At 62.7% G+C, this 15,812-nt stretch carries 10 protein-coding genes; 3 read left to right on the top strand and 7 right to left on the bottom strand.

What is annotated here, in order from left to right; all coding sequences use genetic code 11:
- Window positions 1-4 precede the first annotated feature (4 nt).
- The 6 genes from J3U06_RS06270 to metG all read right to left on the bottom strand — a co-directional run bounded on the left by J3U06_RS06270 (window position 5) and on the right by metG (window position 11,719).
- The gene (locus J3U06_RS06270; protein WP_324123891.1) at window positions 5-1,363 is read right to left on the bottom strand and encodes a glycoside hydrolase family 27 protein; all 1,359 of its coding nucleotides are present in this window, start codon (window positions 1,361-1,363) and stop codon (window positions 5-7) included.
- Between the two features lie 51 nt (window positions 1,364-1,414).
- Window positions 1,415-2,482 carry a glycoside hydrolase family 43 protein gene (locus tag J3U06_RS06265; protein ID WP_267400365.1) on the bottom strand — a complete coding sequence of 356 codons (1,068 nt, stop codon included), beginning with the start codon at window positions 2,480-2,482 and terminating at the stop codon, window positions 1,415-1,417.
- 114 nt (window positions 2,483-2,596) lie between these two features.
- Complete coding sequence (locus J3U06_RS06260) at window positions 2,597-4,507, bottom strand: ABC transporter ATP-binding protein (protein WP_267400362.1); 1,911 nt, start codon at window positions 4,505-4,507, stop codon at window positions 2,597-2,599.
- Between the two features lie 29 nt (window positions 4,508-4,536).
- Window positions 4,537-6,375 carry an ABC transporter ATP-binding protein gene (locus J3U06_RS06255; protein WP_267400360.1) on the bottom strand — a complete coding sequence of 613 codons (1,839 nt, stop codon included), beginning with the start codon at window positions 6,373-6,375 and terminating at the stop codon, window positions 4,537-4,539.
- A 226-nt stretch (window positions 6,376-6,601) separates the two neighbouring features.
- Window positions 6,602-9,622 carry an HAD-IA family hydrolase gene (locus tag J3U06_RS06250; RefSeq protein ID WP_267444646.1) on the bottom strand — a complete coding sequence of 1,007 codons (3,021 nt, stop codon included), beginning with the start codon at window positions 9,620-9,622 and terminating at the stop codon, window positions 6,602-6,604.
- Between the two features lie 225 nt (window positions 9,623-9,847).
- Window positions 9,848-11,719 carry a methionine--tRNA ligase gene (gene metG, locus J3U06_RS06245; protein ID WP_267430844.1) on the bottom strand — a complete coding sequence of 624 codons (1,872 nt, stop codon included), beginning with the start codon at window positions 11,717-11,719 and terminating at the stop codon, window positions 9,848-9,850.
- A 294-nt stretch (window positions 11,720-12,013) separates the two neighbouring features.
- Between metG and J3U06_RS06240 the strand changes: the two genes are divergently transcribed.
- The gene (locus J3U06_RS06240) at window positions 12,014-12,625 is read left to right on the top strand and encodes a hypothetical protein (protein ID WP_267400351.1); all 612 of its coding nucleotides are present in this window, start codon (window positions 12,014-12,016) and stop codon (window positions 12,623-12,625) included.
- Window positions 12,622-13,038, top strand: coding sequence for a hypothetical protein (locus tag J3U06_RS06235; protein ID WP_267444645.1), 417 nt, complete (start codon window positions 12,622-12,624; stop codon window positions 13,036-13,038). Before J3U06_RS06240 ends, J3U06_RS06235 begins: the two co-directional genes overlap by 4 nt.
- Here the strand turns inward: J3U06_RS06235 and rsmI are convergent.
- Window positions 13,017-13,970: a 16S rRNA (cytidine(1402)-2'-O)-methyltransferase gene (gene rsmI, locus J3U06_RS06230; RefSeq protein ID WP_229133472.1), complete on the bottom strand. Its 954-nt coding sequence runs from the start codon at window positions 13,968-13,970 to the stop codon at window positions 13,017-13,019. The genes J3U06_RS06235 and rsmI overlap by 22 nt on opposite strands.
- A 224-nt stretch (window positions 13,971-14,194) precedes the next feature.
- Between rsmI and J3U06_RS06225 the strand changes: the two genes are divergently transcribed.
- On the top strand, window positions 14,195-15,751 hold the full coding sequence (locus J3U06_RS06225) for a dolichyl-phosphate-mannose--protein mannosyltransferase (RefSeq protein WP_267444740.1): 1,557 nt from the start codon (window positions 14,195-14,197) through the stop codon (window positions 15,749-15,751).
- Window positions 15,752-15,812: the final 61 nt, after the last annotated feature.

Below are 15,812 nucleotides of genomic sequence, written 5' to 3'. Positions count from 1 at the left end.
AGCCTCAGCGTGGATCCAGAGCCACCCAGACCACGCCGTGTGCAGGCACAAGAGCCGCCAGCTCACGGTCGGCACCCTGTCCTTCCAGGCTGATTTGGGCGGGCTCAGTGGTCCGGTTCCCCCACAGGTCGACCGGGGTCCAGGCCCCGTCCGCCCCGTCCAGGCCCACCAGGGAGGATAGGGCCGTCCTGACTCGCCGGGGGCGATCCCCGGTCCAGAAGACAGCCGCATAGACCCCGCCGTCATGGCCCGAGGGGGTTCCGTCGGCCCAGTCGCTGGCCAGGGCCCTCCAGACGATCTCCTCGCCTAGGATCTTCTTGTCTTGGCCGTCCCCACTCTCGACCGGCTCTCGGATGATCTCACCATTGTCGGCCGAACCGGCGGTGACCTCCTCCAAGGCTGGGTTATCCAGCAGCGACAGAATGGCCTCATCGCTGCTGGGGAGGTCGCCGCCCACCATCAGCGGCGAGCGCCCCATGGCCCAAAGGGTCAGCATGGTGCGTTGCTCGTCGGCCGTCAGGAGGCTGGACCGGTCCCCGCCCCGCTCGGCCCGCAGTCCGATATGCCCCAGAGGCAGCATGTCCGCATCGGCCCAGTGGCCTGTGCTCTGCAAAGGTGCCCAGCGGGCCAGACGGGCGAACTGGGCGTAAAGGTCCTGCCAACGATCCCAGAGGTCGTCCGAAATCCGCCAGAGCTGGGCGTGATCCCGCAGGAAGCCAAGATGGGTGGTGGGCACCCGGGTGCCCGGGGACAGGGAGAGGGTCATGGGATGGCCATGGGCCTGCTCGGCCTTGCTGATGGCACAGGCGTAGGCGTCGATTTCCCGGTCCATGAAAGGGACCTGCATATCGTCCACCTTCAGGTAGTCCACCCCCCAACGTGCGAACTGGTCAACCTGGGCGTCATACCAGGCCTGGGCTCCCGGATGGGAATGGTCCAGACCGTAATTGTCGAGATTCCAGGCACAGACATGGGTGGTGTCAACCACCTGGGCGGCGGTATAGGAGGTGCCGAGGACGGGCAGGTCCCGCTCGACCGCCAGCCTGGGGATGCCCCGCATGACATGAATGCCGAAGCGCAGCCCTAGATCGTGGATCCGAGCAGCCAACGGAGCGAACCCTTGGCCGTCGGCCGCCGAAGGGAACCGGACCGGGTCGGGCAGCTGCCGGCCATAGCCGTCCAGGACCAGAGGCGCCTTGGCGTTGTAGCCATGGGCCCTGGCGGTCGGGTCGTACCAGGCGATGTCTATGACGACCGTGTCCCAGCCCGCCGGGAGCAGCCTGTCGCGCATGACCTGCGCATTGTCCAGCACCTCCTGCTCGGTGACGGTGGTCCCGTAGCTGTCCCAGCTGTTCCACCCCATAGGCGGTCTCCAGGCCTTGTCCATGTCTTGCTCCTTTCTCAGTGCTTTGTTTCAGTCCTGTCGCGCCAGAGGGCGCAGACGTTCGTATTCCTGCCGGGTCAGGGATAGGACCCCGCCGTGCTTGGTATGGGGGCGCAGGCGGAAGTCCTGCTCCCGGGCGTAGTCGAACCCGGCGTCCGGATCATCGCTGACCATGGGCCTGTAGCCCACTGAAGGAATCACATCCACCAGCAGGTACCAACGGTTCCGGGCATGGTCGGCATAGAGGGCCGGACCCTCTACGCCCGAGGGGTTGCCGTCGGCGCACCAGCCGGCGCCGATCTGCTCCTGGACGGTGGTCCACCGGGCCTGCGGCAGCCACCATCGAGGATCGTCAGTGCTGTCCAGCCAGATGCCCCGGCCAAAGCCGTTGTCCTTGGTGGCCCGGTAGGTGCGTAGGCCGCCCCCAGGCAGAGGACGCTGGACCATGGTGGTGTCGATGGCATTGCGGCCGGTATCGATAAAGACTCCCCCATAGCGGAAGTGCTCCTGTGCGAAGTCGGTGGTCGACCCCCAGAGCACCCGGTCATATACCGACGGGTCGGCATGGTCAGGATCATCCTGGTCAAAGAGCTTGGATGACCAGTAGAGGACGAAGGCCCCCTGCCGCGGCCCCTCATAGTCAGGCACCCATAGGCACTCCGGCGCCCAGGCCATGCCCAGCGGAACCCTGCTGCCGTCCTGTTGCAAGGACACATCCAGCGGCCAGGGACCTGACCAATGAATCAGGTCGTCAGTGGACCAGATCATCAACTTGGTGCTGCCGTGGCGGGACCAGTGCTCCCAGCCGCTGCCCTTTGACTGATCGCCGCCGAACACCCGCAGATCGGTAGCCATGACATAGACCCGGCCGTTGCGCGGGTCACGCACCATGTAGGGATCCCGCAGGCCGGTAGTGCCCAGATGCGAGGTCAGCAGCGGCCTGCCCCCGTACAGCGGATCCCAGCTCAGAGGGTCGTCGCCTCGTGACAGGTCGAAGTAGAGGCGCTCGGCATACCCCTGGGGGTCTTCGATGAAGTGCACCATCAGATACCCGTAGGGGTCGGCTCCTTCGACATCCTTGTGAACCGTATCGCTCAACGTCTGCTCCTTTGCTCTGGCTGCCGAGCCTGTCGGCTTTGCCTTGTCACTATTTATTTTATAACGATGTAATGCTGCTAGTCGGGGACCAACGGCGACACATGGGTCAGCCTGCTATTGGGCAGAGACAGTCGAATCCTGCGGAACCCGGCTGCCGCTTTGTCCGGCATCATCGCCAGGCTGTGTCGATTGCGCCTGGTCACCGTTGGCTGTGCGGATCATGGCGTACTGGGACTCGTGCAGCCGATAGTAGGCGCCCCTCTTGGCCAGGAGCTCCTGGTGGGTGCCGTGCTCCACGATCTGCCCATGATCGATATAGAAGATCTGATCCGCATTCTCGATGGTGGACAGCCGGTGGGCGATGACGAAGGAAGTCCGCCCCTTGAGCAGATGGGCCAGTCCGGCCTGGAGGGCCTCCTCGGTGCGGGTGTCGATGCTGCTGGTCGCCTCGTCCAGGATCAGGATTCGGGGGTCGGCCAGCAGAACCCTGGCAAAGGCGATCAGCTGCCGCTGACCTGCGGAGAGGGTGGATCCGCGCTCCTCGACCTTGGTATCGTAGCCGTCGGGCAGCTCCATGATGAACTCGTGGGCATGGACGGCCTTTGCGGCCTCCTCGACTTGCTGGTCGGTGGCCTCCAGGCGACCGTAGCGAATGTTCTCGCGCACGTTGCCAGTGAAGATGAAGGTGTCTTGAAGCATGACCCCCATTTGCCGACGCAGGGAGTCCAGGGTCACGTCGCGCACGTCATGCCCGTCCACGCAGACGCTGCCCTCGGTCACGTCGTAGAAGCGCGAGAGAAGGTTGACGATGGTGGTCTTGCCGGCGCCCGTAGGCCCCACCAGGGCGACCGTGCTGCCTGCCGGCACATGGAAGTCCACCAGGTTGAGGATGTTGCGGCCTCCGGGCTCGTACTTGAAGACCACGTCGTTGAAGTCCACCCTGCCCTTGACCGGCGGCAGCTCTATGGCCCCTGGACGGTCCTCGATCCCAGGGCGGACGTCGAGGGTCTCGAAGATGCGCTCCAGGTAGGCCGAGCATGTGATCAGCTGGTTGTAGAAGTTGCCGATGTTGATGATGGGGTTCCAGAAGTTGTTGGCATAGCCGACGAAAGCGATCAGCATGCCCGTGGTGACCTGCACGCCACCCAGGCCGGTGATCCCCAGATAGTAGATCAGAGCGATGGTGATGGTGGAGATGTTCTGCACTCCTGGCCACATCAGGTACTGGATGTGCACGGCCCGCATCCAGGCGCTGCGAACCTGGCCCTGCTGCTCCTGGAAAGTATGGAACTGCTCGCGCTCCCTGACGAAGGTCTGCGTGGTCTTGACCCCTGCGATGGACTCATGGATGTAGGCGTTCAGATTGCTCTGTTTGTTGGACAGGCGCTGGTAGGCCCGCCGCTGGAAGCGCTGGAGAATCAGCACATAGAGCACCAGCAGGGGCATGAGGACCAGGGACCAGAGGGTCAGCCTCCAGTCGATGACGAACATGACAACCAGGGTCAGCGAAAAGGTGAAGATGTCCGCGATCACGTTGATCAGACCCGAGCTCAGGGTATCCGAGAGCGTGTTGACGTAGTTGACCACCCTGATCAGGATCTTGCCGTGGGGCCTGGAGTCGAAGTATGAGAAAGGCAAGGTCTGGATGTGGGTGAAGAGGTCACGGCGCATGTCCTTGAGCATGAGCTGGCCCACCTGGGTGATGGCCACCGTCCGGTACCGCAGGAGGAGCTCGTAGATGACGATAGCCAACAGAAAGACCGCCCCCAGGGCGAAGAGCCGGACCGGGTCCTTGGAGGGGATGACCGCGTCGATCATGGTCTTGGTCATGTAGGGAATGGCCACGGCGATGGCGCTCATGGACAGAACCGCCGCCAGGATGATCACCCCATGGCGCAGGTAGGGTTTCAGATAGGCCCCTATGCGCTTGATATCACCGAAGTTGATCTGCTCCTCCAGGTCCTCGTCCTCGCGAAAGGTGTTCCTGCGCGTGGTGCCTGCCGAACGTTGCTCTTGCTGCTTCATCGTCTCACCTTGCCATGCCTGCTGATGCGTCAGAACCCTGCCGACTGTCCGGATTGCAGCCCCAGCTGCTTGCGGTAGATCCGGTAGTAGCGGCCGTGGGCGTGGACCAGCTCTTCATGGGACCCGCGTTCCACAATCCTGCCGTGGTCCAGGACCAGAATCAGGTCGGAATCCTTGATGGAGGAGATCCTGTGGGCGATGGTGACCATGGTCCTGGTGCCCTCCATCTCCTGCAGATGCCGCTGGATGGTGGCCTCGGTCTCCATGTCGACGGCCGATGTGGTGTCGTCCATGATCAGGATGGCCGGGTCGTCAGCCAAGGCCCGGGCCAGGCTGAGCCGCTGCTTCTGGCCGCCCGACAGGCCAACCCCGCGCTCGCCCACCACGGTGTCATAGCCCTCGGGCATCCGGTTGATGAAGGAGTCGGCGCCGGCCATGGAGGCCATGGTCCTGACGTACTGCTCGTCGTCGCGTTGGGCTCCGAAGGCGATGTTGTCGCCGATGGTGTCCGAGAAGAGGAAGGTGTCCTGGGCCACGATGTTGACCTGCCGCCGCAGCAGGTCCAGGGGCCACTGCCTGGCATCGATCCCGTCGATGAGCACATGTCCCACGGTGGGGTCGTAGAAGCGGGCCACCAGGCTGACCAGGGTGGACTTGCCCGAGCCGGTCTCCCCCAGTATGCCCAGCCGGGTGCCAGCCGCCGCATGGAAGTTGATGTCCTTGAGGATGGGGGTCTCCGGGTCGTCAGGGAAGGCGAAGCTGACGTGGTCGAAGCGGATGTCCCCACGGATTCTGACCGGGTCGCCGGCCTGCTCGCCGTTGACCTTGGCGCGGACTGTGGCCGCCTGGACCACGCCGGCCTGGGCGTTCTTGCGCTCGACGATCCTGGGCTCGGCCGTCAGCAGCCGACGGATTTTGACGCAGGAGGCGTTGAAGCGCTCCACATCGTTGATCAGCCAGCCGGATTGGCGCACCGGGCCGTCGATCATCCACAGGAAGCTGTTGAAAGAGACCAGGGCGCCCAGGGTCATCTGCTGGCGGATGACCAGCCAGCCGCCCAGGATCAGGGTGATCAGCTGGAGCATGTAGGAGCAGCCGTCCAGCCAGGGCATGTAGGTGCGGCTGTTGCGGGCGGAGTCCATGTTGCGCTGCATGTAGTCATCGTTATGCTGATCGAACTTCTCGGTCTCATAGGGCTCGCGGACGAAGGCCTTGACCACCCGGTTGCCCTCGATGTTCTCCTCGACCATGGAGTTGAGGGATGCCAGCGAGTTGCGGATGGCATAGAAGAGCGGGTGGGCGTGCTTGGAAAGCTGCCAGGTGAAGCAGAAGAGGAATGGAGTCACGGCCAGCAGGGCCAGGGCCAGCCGCCATTCGATGGTGAACATGACGGCCAGAGACCCGATGAAGAGGCAGATGGCATCCAGAATGTTGTATGAGACCCAGGAGACGAAGTGGCGGATAGCATCGGTGTCCGAGGTCATCCGGCTCATGATGTCGCCGTTGCGGGTGTGGTTGAAGTAGGTGAAGTCCATGTCGTGGAGCTTCTCGTATTCGTCACTGACCAGCCGATAAATGGTGTTCTGGCCGAAACGCTCCATGAACATCTGATAGCCATAGCGGCAGAAGCTACGCCCAAAGGTGACGGCTATCATGGCGAAACAAAGCTTGGGCAACCGATCCTCATGCCCCTGACCAATCACCTGGTCCACAATCATGCCCGCCAAAATAGGCATAAGCATGACCAGGACCTTGTCCGCCGCAAAGAGCAGGAGAGCGGCGGCGATTCTACCGGCGTCCGGTCTGCAGTAGGGTAGGATCCATCGAAGGTTGCTGCTGTGCTGATTCTTCGCAGAATCGACGTACATTGGAGGACACCCTCACGTTCCCTGTTGAACTTCTCTGATCTGGTCTCTTCTCATTGCCGTGACCGTCCGGGAGTGTGACTGACCAATGATGACGCCCGGCTGTGTTCTTCGCCTCTGCAAGGCCGCGCGCGTCCGCCCTGGATTCGTCTAAGCGTGGCCTATTTTATTGGAGCCTGCACCAGATGCAACCCCGGATCTCGGCGTGTCTAGGCCCAGAGTCCGGAGATCATATGTGGCGAGGATGCCCCTGGACCAGAAGGTCCAGCTCAGGTCCTGACAAGCGCTTCAGATCGACACCGCCTGTTGTTACGGCAACCTGGAACCTGGTGCCTCGCACCTCCAACTCGTAGGTCAGCGAGCGCCAGGATGAGGGCAGGCGGGGGTCAATGCTCAGCATGGTCCCGCCGGTGTCCCGTAGGCCGCCGAAGCCGCAGACCAGGCTGGACCAGACGCCTCCGCAGGCGGCCAAGTGAATGCCGTCAGTCGTGTTGGCGTGCAGGTCGTCCACGTCCGTGAACAAGGACCGACGGAAGTACTGCATGGCCAGCTTGTCATGCCCCACCTCGGCGGCGAGGATGGACTGGGAGGCTGCAGACAGGGTCGAATCCCCGGTGGTCAGCGGATCGTAGTAGTCGAAGTCAGCCAGCTTCTGCTCCGGAGTGAACCAGGAGCTGAGCAGGTAGAGGGCCATAACCACGTCGGTCTGCTTGAGCACCTTGTGCCGGTAAATGACTAACGGATGGTAGTGCAGCAGCAGGGGCCTGGCCGTGAACTGGTCGAAGTGCCAGCGAGGGCGTTGCATGAACTGGGCATCCTGGGCATGGACCCCCTCCTGATCGTCGAAGGGGGCGAACATGGCTTCAGCCGCATGAGACCATTTGGCGGCCTCATCGTCGTCGAAGTGCAGCCTTTCGCGTATGCCGCCGATCAGATCCGGGTGCTTCTCGCGCAGGTGCTGGTAGGCCTTGTAAGCGGCTAAGAGATTGAACCGAGCCATCTGGTTGGTGTAGAGGTTGTCGTCGACCAGGACCGTGTACTCGTCCGGGCCGGTCACGCAGTGGATGTGGAAGCGGCCGTCCTCCTTATAGCGCCCCAGGCTCATCCAAAGACGGGCCGTCTCCACCAGGATGTCTACGCCCTCAGCCTGCAGGAAGTCTTCATCGCCGGTGACCTGCACATATTGGGCCGCCGCGTAGGCGATGTCGGCATCGATGTGGTATTGGGCCGTGCCGGTGGGGAAGTAGGCGGAGGCCTCCTCGCCGTCGATGGTCCGCCATGGGAAGAGGGCGCCGTTCAGGTTGAGCGCGCAGGCCCTGCGCCTGGCCGCCGGCAGCATCAGGTAGCGGTAGTGGAGGACGGCTCTTGCTCGAGCAGGCGCCGAATAAATCAGGAAGGGGAGAATGTAGATCTCGGTATCCCAGAAGTAGTGGCCGCTGTAGCCGGATCCGCTCAGGCCCTTGGCGCCCACGCCGTTCTCGATCTGGGCCGTGGACTGGGCCAGCTGGAAGAGTTCCCAGCGCACCATCTGCTGGGTACGGCCACCATCGTCGGCCTGGATGCGGATATCCTGACGCTCCCAGAACCGGTCCAGCCATGCCCTCTGACGCTGCTCCAGCTCTTCCAGAGAGAGGGCGCTGACCTCCTCCAGCCGATCGCGGCAGTCCTCGACCAGACGCCTGGTCCCCTCCCCCCGGGTCTGCACGACCAGGCCGTTGCCGCTGGTGCCGGCCGGAAGGATGGGATGGCTGCGGTAGACGGCGTAACGGACCAGGCGGGTGGAACCGCCCTTGGGCACGTCCATGCGCCAGCCGGAGCCTTCAACGGGCCGGCCGTCCCTGAACTGCCGGACGCCCAGAGCCAGGCTGAGCCGTGAATTGTTGCAACGAAATACCCTGCAATCCGCACTCAGCTCACCATAGACCGCATTGTCCAGCACCTCGTGGATTCCGCAACCGTCCACAAAGGTCGACTTGCGGGGGTCGCTGGAGTTGACATGGCGGGGGTTGTCAGCATTGACCGGCCCCTCAACCACCACAGCCATGTCACGGTCGGGCGACTCTACAGTCAACGTGCAGACGCTCAGGTTGCGGTCATACAGACAGACCATGCGTGTAAGCACGGTCTTCAGATGGATGCCATGGTCCAGATCGTACAAATTGGTGGTAGTCGCGATCCCGGTTCGGAAGTCCAGACGCTGAGTGGTCTTCTCAGGCCGGCCCAGGGGCAGCCCCTCCACCTTGAGGGTGAAGTCCGAAGCATCGGGCACTCCTTGGATCAACTGTCCTACCTTGGCATACCCGTAAGCGCTTTCGGGATGGGCAATCCGGAAGGTGTCATGGAAGCCACTCAGGAAGGTGCCGTTGCCCAAGCAGCGTTCCCCGCCGCCTTCGCCCCTGACGCCGACGGAGCCGTTGGTGACGGAAAAGACCGTGGCGCTGATGTCTCCAGGCCGCCCGACCTCGCTGAGACCCCAGTCTTCCACGGGGAAGCGGCCCTCATCCAGACTGGGGTCCTTCCCCTGCGCACGCTCGCCCGCATCGTCGTCGATCAGCTCGATCAGCTGGTCCACCACCAAGTCCGCGCCGGCCTTGAACAGCTGCTCACGGCCGGCGCCCCTGTTCACGCCCACAACCAGGCCGAACCTGCCGGCATGGCCGGCGGCTACGCCGGAGAGAGCATCCTCGACCACAACGGCATCCTCATGATGCAGTCCGAGAACCTTGGCCGCATAGGCGTAGGTGTCCGGGGCCGGCTTGCCCTGAAGACCCATCTCGTCCTTGAGGTTGCCGTCCACCACTGTGTCGAAGTATCCGGCGATTCCAGCGGCCTGGAGGACCTGGGCCGTGTTGCGCGAGCTGGACACCACAGCCAGACGCTTCTTATCGGAGCGCAGGTGCCGAAGCAGATCCACGGTGTCCGGGTAGGGATCGATGCCCTTCTGCTTCAGCATCCGCTCAAAGGTCAGGTTCTTGCGATTGCCGTATCCGCAAATGGTGTCCAGTTTCGGATCATCATCGGGGCTGCCCCAGTCCAGCTCGATGCCCCTGCTACGCAGCAGGGCGTCCACGCCGTCATAGCGGGGCCGGCCATCCACATAGGCGTAGTAATCCTGCTCCGTATAGGCCGGGACGTCTCCGGGCAGGACCTGATCGAACAACGCCTTCCAGGCGGCCTTGTGCAGGATGGTCGTGGGCACCAGCACCCCGTCCAGATCGAAGAGCACACAGGCGAATTGGGCAACCTTCATGGTTACTCATCCTATGGGTCTTCCATGACGAAAGAACCCGGCGGTTCGAAGAACCGCCGGGCGAGAAGAGAGAGAAGAAGGGGTTCAGTTATCGGGGCCGCATGACCCCCATCGGCCAGTACTTCAACCGACAGAACAAATATAACCAGCACTACCTTGGAGGAAGTGCCCGAAAACCTCAAAGTTCTCTGTGAATCACGAATACCGTCCCGGGCGCGTCGACCGTCACTTGCCCTGGTCACCCAGCTTGGCCTGTTCCGCCTCGAATCTGGCGCGCTCTTTGGCCTTGCGGCGATCCAGTTGCTCCTGGAAACGATCCAGCTCCTCCTGCACGGCTTCCTTGGGAATACGCGGGAATATAGGTGTGGGCCGATCGATTGGGGTGCCGTCCCTGAGAGGCTCGCGCGCCCAAGGATGGACCGTCTCCCCCAGCCGGTAGTCGCCGGTGATGATGGGATAGTGGAAGTCGGACCGATCCAGGTCGTCAACCTCCTCGATACGAGGCAGGGGTGAGAAGGTGCCCTTGCCGCCCATGGTCTCCCAAACCCGCTGAGAAGCATGGGGCAGGAAGGGGGCCAGCATGGTGTTGGCATCCAGCACTGCCTGGGCGGCAGTATGCAGAACGGCAGCCAGACGATTTCGGTCGTCCTTAATTTTCCAAGGCTCCTGGGCGGAGATGTACTTGTTGATATCGCCCACAAAGGCCATGGCCTCGACCAGGGCGGCCTTCTGACGGTGATTCTCAATCAAGGATCCCACAGTATCGAAGGCCTGAAGGCTGCGATCCAGCAGGGCAGTATCCTCCTCGGTCAGCCAGGATTGCTCGACGGCGGGGATGCTGCCAAAGTCCTTGTTGAGCAGGTTGGCCACGCGGTTGACCAGGTTGCCCCAGGAGGCGGCCAGCTCCTCGTTGTTGTGCCGGACGAACTCCGCCCAGGTGAAGTCAGAGTCCGAAGTTTCCGGTCCGGCGATGGAGATGTAGTAGCGGACTGCATCGACTGGGTAGCGTGCCAGGATGTCCTTGACGTAGATGACGATGCCCCTGGAGGAGCTGAACTTCTTGCCCTCCATAGTCATGAACTCGCTGGCCACCACCTGCTCAGGCAGGTTGAGCTCGCCGTAAGGTCCCGGCTGTCCGCCCTTGGACCCCTTGCCGTTGTATGCCAGAATCTCCGAGGGCCAGATCTGCGAGTGGAAGGTGATGTTGTCCTTGCCCATGAAGTAGTAGCCCAGGGCCTTGGGGTCATTCCACCATTTGCGCCAGGCCTCAGGGTCGCCCTGACGGCGGGCCCATTCGATGGATGCCGACAGGTAGCCGATGACGGCGTCGAACCAAACATAGAGCTTCTTGTTGGGGTCATCCACCCAGCCGTCCACAGGCACGGGAATGCCCCAGTCAATGTCACGGGTGATGGCCCGCGGCTTGACCTCCTTGAAGAGTCCCAGGGAGAAGTTGAGCACGTTGCTGCGCCAGCCCTTGCGGGTCTTCAGCCAGGCCAGGTTGGCCTCGGCCAGGGCGGGCAGATCCAGGAAGAAGTGCTTGGACTCCTCAAACCGGGGCGTCTCCCCGTTGATCTTGGATACGGGGTTGATCAGCTCGTCCGGATCCAGCTCGTTGCCGCAGTTGTCGCATTGGTCGCCGCGAGCGCCATCGGCGCCACAGATAGGGCAGGTCCCCTCGATGTAGCGATCGGGCAGAGTCCGTCCGGTGGAGGGTGATATGGCCACCTTTTGCTGGCCCTCATAGATGTAGCCGTTGGCCCGGCACTGGCGGAAGAGTTCCTGTACCACCTTCTCGTGATTGCCGGTCGTGGTCCTGGTAAAGAGGTCATAGCTGAGCCCCAGATCGCACAGATCCTTGACGATGACCCGGTTGTAGCGGTCGGCGATCTCCTGGGGGCCCACACCCTCGGCGTCAGCCTCCACCAGGATGGGGGTGCCGTGCTCATCAGTCCCCGAAACCATGAGGACATCATTGCCCTTCATGCGTTCGTAGCGTGCATAGACGTCCGAGGGAACGCCGAACCCAGCGACGTGGCCGATGTGACGGGGCCCATTCGCGTAGGGCCAGGCGACGGAAACAAGGATATGACTCATACCAGCAAGATTATCGGCTCAGGCCTACAATCCCCCCGCCCGTCCACAGGACTGCCATCCAGCAAGCAGATTATCCACAAGTGCACAAATTTGGCCTTCCCCCAGATAAACCCGGAACCAGCCATTTACAGTCGAACCATGAATCGAGAACACGTCCTCGGGGGAGTGACGTGGACGCCTACTACTATCCATGGCGCCAGCCGCACCCTCAGAGCTACAACAAAGCCGCCAGGCCGAACACCGCACGCCGACGCCGCTCAACAGTGGCCCGGACCACCAGCCGGAGCAGCGCCGATGCGCACCCGCGGCCGTCCTCCTACGACCGAACTTGGGGCCCTGACCCCCGAACCCAAACCGCTGCCCAGTCTGATCCAAACCGGCGATCTGCCCGGCCCGCTCAGCCTCAGTCTGTTGGTGAATGAGGGGATCGTAACCTGTCTGGACCGATCCTGCTGCTACCTGAACGAACAGGCGGATGGCCTCTACGGCCGCGCCTCCATCGTCATGCCCATGGTGCCTTACGGCGCAGCAGCATGCGGCGGACTGGCGCTCTGGATATGGATCAACGGCCGTTTCCCCGATACTCTGGACATCATCTCCAACTCCCACTTCCGCACGCCGGTTCACGGCAGACCTCTGCATCCCCACCAGCGACAGCTGGATGCCCGCTATCTGATGAAGCTGGGGAAACTTTGGGTGACTTCACCGCTCTGGACGGCCTGCGATCTGGCCTGCGATCCCTCGGGCCGGTGCAACGGAGAAGAGACCGTGGCGGTCCTGCATGAGCTCATGGAGCGATACCAGGTCAGCTGCGGATCCTGCGAGGCGCTTCTGTCCTCCAACCCCCGCTGGCCTGGCCACGCTCAAGGGCTGGAGACCATAAGAAGACTCAAGGCGATCCTATGAGTCTGCCAATGATGGGTGGCCGAGGTACGCATGGCCATCGTGGATCCTCCGCCACTGAACGCATGTCCCGGCTCATGACTGCCATCAGCAGCCGGTCGCGATCCTTGGCAGAAGATGGTTGGGGCCAAGACGATCCCCATGGCATCCAACCGACGGCCGAGATGCGCGCCCCGCCACCAGAGCCTCCCCTGGTACCCACCGCACTGATGGCCGCAGACCCCGCGACCGACCCGAGCATCCTCTGGGCCATCGCCCGAGAAGAGCCTCAGCTGCGCCGATGGCTTGTGGCCAATCCCGCCGCCTCACCAGCACTGCTGGAGACCATCTCCCAGTTGGGCGGGCCCGGTGTGCGCAGGGCACTGGAGGTACTGCTGGATGAGGGCAATGGACATCAGTCCCCCTTATCCTCTTGAACAGCCAAGGCATAGATCCGCTTGCGATTGGGCAGGCTGCCATCAGCCAGGGGGTGTTCGGCAGTTACCCTGGCGATGGCCTCCTTGAGCCGCAAGCCCTCGGTGCGAGCCAGATCACGTGCCAGAACCGCCAGCCTCCGATCATCCATGGCTTCAGGATCGTTGCGCCTGGCCTCCAAGGCGGATGCACCAGCCACGACCAGGACCATCTCTCCCCGGGGAGGGTCCTCCTGGAGGGAACGCACAATTTCACCGACTGTGCCCCGCCGAATCTGTTCATGCTCCTTGGTCAGCTCCCGACAGAGGGCCATGAGCCGGTCGGGACCGAAGACCTCCTGAAGGTCCTGCATAGCCTGATCAATGCGGTGGGGCGTCTCGTAGAAGACCATGGTCCGCTCCTCGCTGCGTAGGGTGCGCAGATGCCGCAACCGCTCCTGGTGTCGACGGGGAAGAAACCCCTCATAGCAGAAGCGGTCGGTCGGCAGTCCGGAGAGGGCCAGGGCATCCAGCACGGCGCTGGGGCCAGGGGCACAGGTGACCGGTATGCCTCGCTCAATGGCCCGCCTGACAATGGCCATGCCCGGATCGTTAATGGTGGGCATGCCCGCATCTGAGACCACCAGCGCGCAGGCTCCGTCACGCACCTGATCCAGGATGGGATCGGCCATTCGCCGCTCGTTATGATCGTGATAGGCCATAACCCTGCCGCCTACGCGCACCCCCAAACGATTGGCCAGATCATAGAGCCGCCGCGTGTCCTCTGCTGCCACCAGATCCGCCGACTGCAGGAGCTCCACCAAGCGTGTCGAGGCATCGGCGACATTGCCTATAGGCGTGGCCGCCAGCACCACTGTTCCACGTGAAACACCGGGTGAAATCGACCCTGCATGGCTTTCTCCACCCTGTATATGTCCATCGCTCCGGCCATTCATGCTGCTCATGCCTTCAGTATGGCCTAATCTAGGGGGTGATGACATCTTTGGCAGGGCTTTCTTCGCAGCATCGCTCCTCCAGACACGGCAGGCACGCCGCCCACCGGTCCGGTCGCCCTGTCATGCTGTCCATCTTCAGCAAGCCCAAAGGTCACCATACTAAACGAGGGATCTCGATACCTCGGTTCTCCCGACGGCAGAGCAGCTGGCTGGCCTGCATACTCATGGCGCTTCTGGGCGGGCTTCTGCGGTTTGTACGGCTGGGCAGCCCTCGGGCCATCGTCTTTGACGAGACCTATTACGTCAAAGACGCCTGGACTATGCTGATGACCGGCGAGCCGCGCAACTGGCCGAAAAAAGCCGGCCCCTTTGACCTTCCCATTGACCAGATCTTTGCCCAGGGGCATACAAGCGACTGGCTGCCCCAGGCCGAATATGTGGTTCATCCGCCGGTGGGCAAGTGGTGCATCGCCTTGGGTCTCAAACTGTTCGGTGGAGCCGGGAACCCCTTCGCCTGGCGGGTGGCCACTGCCCTGGCGGGCACCATAGCCATCCTGCTGCTCTGCCGAGTAGCCCTGCGCCTCTTCCACAACCTGCCCATCGCCCTGACAGCCGGCTTTCTCATGGCTATCGATGGTCTGGGCATCGTTATGAGCCGTACCGGCCTGCTTGACAACTTCGTCATGATCTTCGTCCTGGGAGCCTGGCTGTGTCTGATGGGCCATCGGGACTGGGCTCGAGCCAGGCTGCGACAATCCTGGGCCAAGGATCAGGCTGATTTCCGCCTGCACTACCGGGTGAAGATCATTCAGCCACAGGGACAGCAAGGACAGAACAGCCGCGTTGAACTGCCTGTGGCCACTACCGGCCCCTTCATCGCCTGGTCCTGGTGGCGGACAGGAGCCGCCCTGCTCCTGGGCCTGGCCACCGGCACCAAGTGGTCAGGCGCCTACTTCTTCGCTGTCTTCGCCCTGATTTCGGTGCTCTGGGATGGCTGGGAGCGCCATCAGGCAGGATACGGATCCTGGTTGCAGAGCGCCGTGTTCAGGGACGGACTGCCGGCGGCCCTGCTTATGATCCCTGTCTGGGCAGGCACCTATCTGGCCTCCTGGACGGGATGGTTCCTGCACAGCGATTCCTTCATGCACAATTGGGCGGCCCAGCACCCGGGCCAGGGCCTGACCTGGCTGCCGGAGGGACTGCGGTCCCTGGCTGAATACCACCGGCAGATGTGGCACTTCCACACCACCCTGCATACCCGCCACCCATACATGGCCAACCCCCTGACCTGGCCCCTGCAGATCAGGCCCACCAGCTTCTACTGGCAGAAGATCACAGGCTTCCCCGGCCTGTGCGGACTGGCCAAGGACTCCCCTTGCGTGGCCGCCGTCACATCCTTGGGCAATCCCCTGACCTGGTGGTTGGGCAGCATCTGCATGATCCTGGCTATCTTCATCGCCGTCGTGGTCAAGCACGGAGATTGGCGAATCTGGGGAGTGCTGGCAGGCATGTTGGCCGGCTGGTTGCCCTGGATCCAATACATGAACCGGACCACCTTCACTTTCTATTCCATCGTCATCCTGCCCTGGATGATCCTGGCAATCTGCTATGTGGTCAACTGGCTACGGCAGAATTCGGACAGCATCCTCTACCGGCAGACCATGATCATGGGCCTGACCCTGCTAGGCCTGACCTCCGTCTTCTTCTACCCGCTGTGGACCGCCATGCCCATCCCCTATGACTTCTGGCGCATGCACATGTGGCTGTCCAGCTGGATCTAAGACAAAGAAGGCAGCCGGACAGGGATGCCCGACCGCCTTGCAGTAACCTTTGTATGCCGCC

Origin of the sequence: Bifidobacterium sp. B4142 (genome assembly GCF_026537325.1) — a bacterium.
GTDB lineage: Bacteria > Actinomycetota > Actinomycetes > Actinomycetales > Bifidobacteriaceae > Bombiscardovia.
This window is presented reverse-complemented; position numbering and strand designations above follow the sequence as displayed.

What these genes read in the sequence shown, in the direction of transcription:
- J3U06_RS06270 (WP_324123891.1), bottom strand. Translation starts at nt 1,363, where the DNA reads ATGGGGTGGAACAGCTGGGACAGCTACGGGACCACCGTCACCGAGCAG.
- J3U06_RS06260 (WP_267400362.1), bottom strand. Translation starts at nt 4,507, where the DNA reads ATGAAGCAGCAAGAGCAACGTTCGGCAGGCACCACGCGCAGGAACACC.
- J3U06_RS06255 (WP_267400360.1), bottom strand. Translation starts at nt 6,375, where the DNA reads ATGTACGTCGATTCTGCGAAGAATCAGCACAGCAGCAACCTTCGATGG.
- J3U06_RS06250 (WP_267444646.1), bottom strand. Translation starts at nt 9,622, where the DNA reads ATGAAGGTTGCCCAATTCGCCTGTGTGCTCTTCGATCTGGACGGGGTG.
- metG (WP_267430844.1), bottom strand. Translation starts at nt 11,719, where the DNA reads ATGAGTCATATCCTTGTTTCCGTCGCCTGGCCCTACGCGAATGGGCCC.
- J3U06_RS06240 (WP_267400351.1), top strand. Translation starts at nt 12,014, where the DNA reads ATGCGCACCCGCGGCCGTCCTCCTACGACCGAACTTGGGGCCCTGACC.
- J3U06_RS06235 (WP_267444645.1), top strand. Translation starts at nt 12,622, where the DNA reads ATGAGTCTGCCAATGATGGGTGGCCGAGGTACGCATGGCCATCGTGGA.
- rsmI (WP_229133472.1), bottom strand. Translation starts at nt 13,970, where the DNA reads ATGAATGGCCGGAGCGATGGACATATACAGGGTGGAGAAAGCCATGCA.
- J3U06_RS06225 (WP_267444740.1), top strand. Translation starts at nt 14,195, where the DNA reads ATGGCGCTTCTGGGCGGGCTTCTGCGGTTTGTACGGCTGGGCAGCCCT.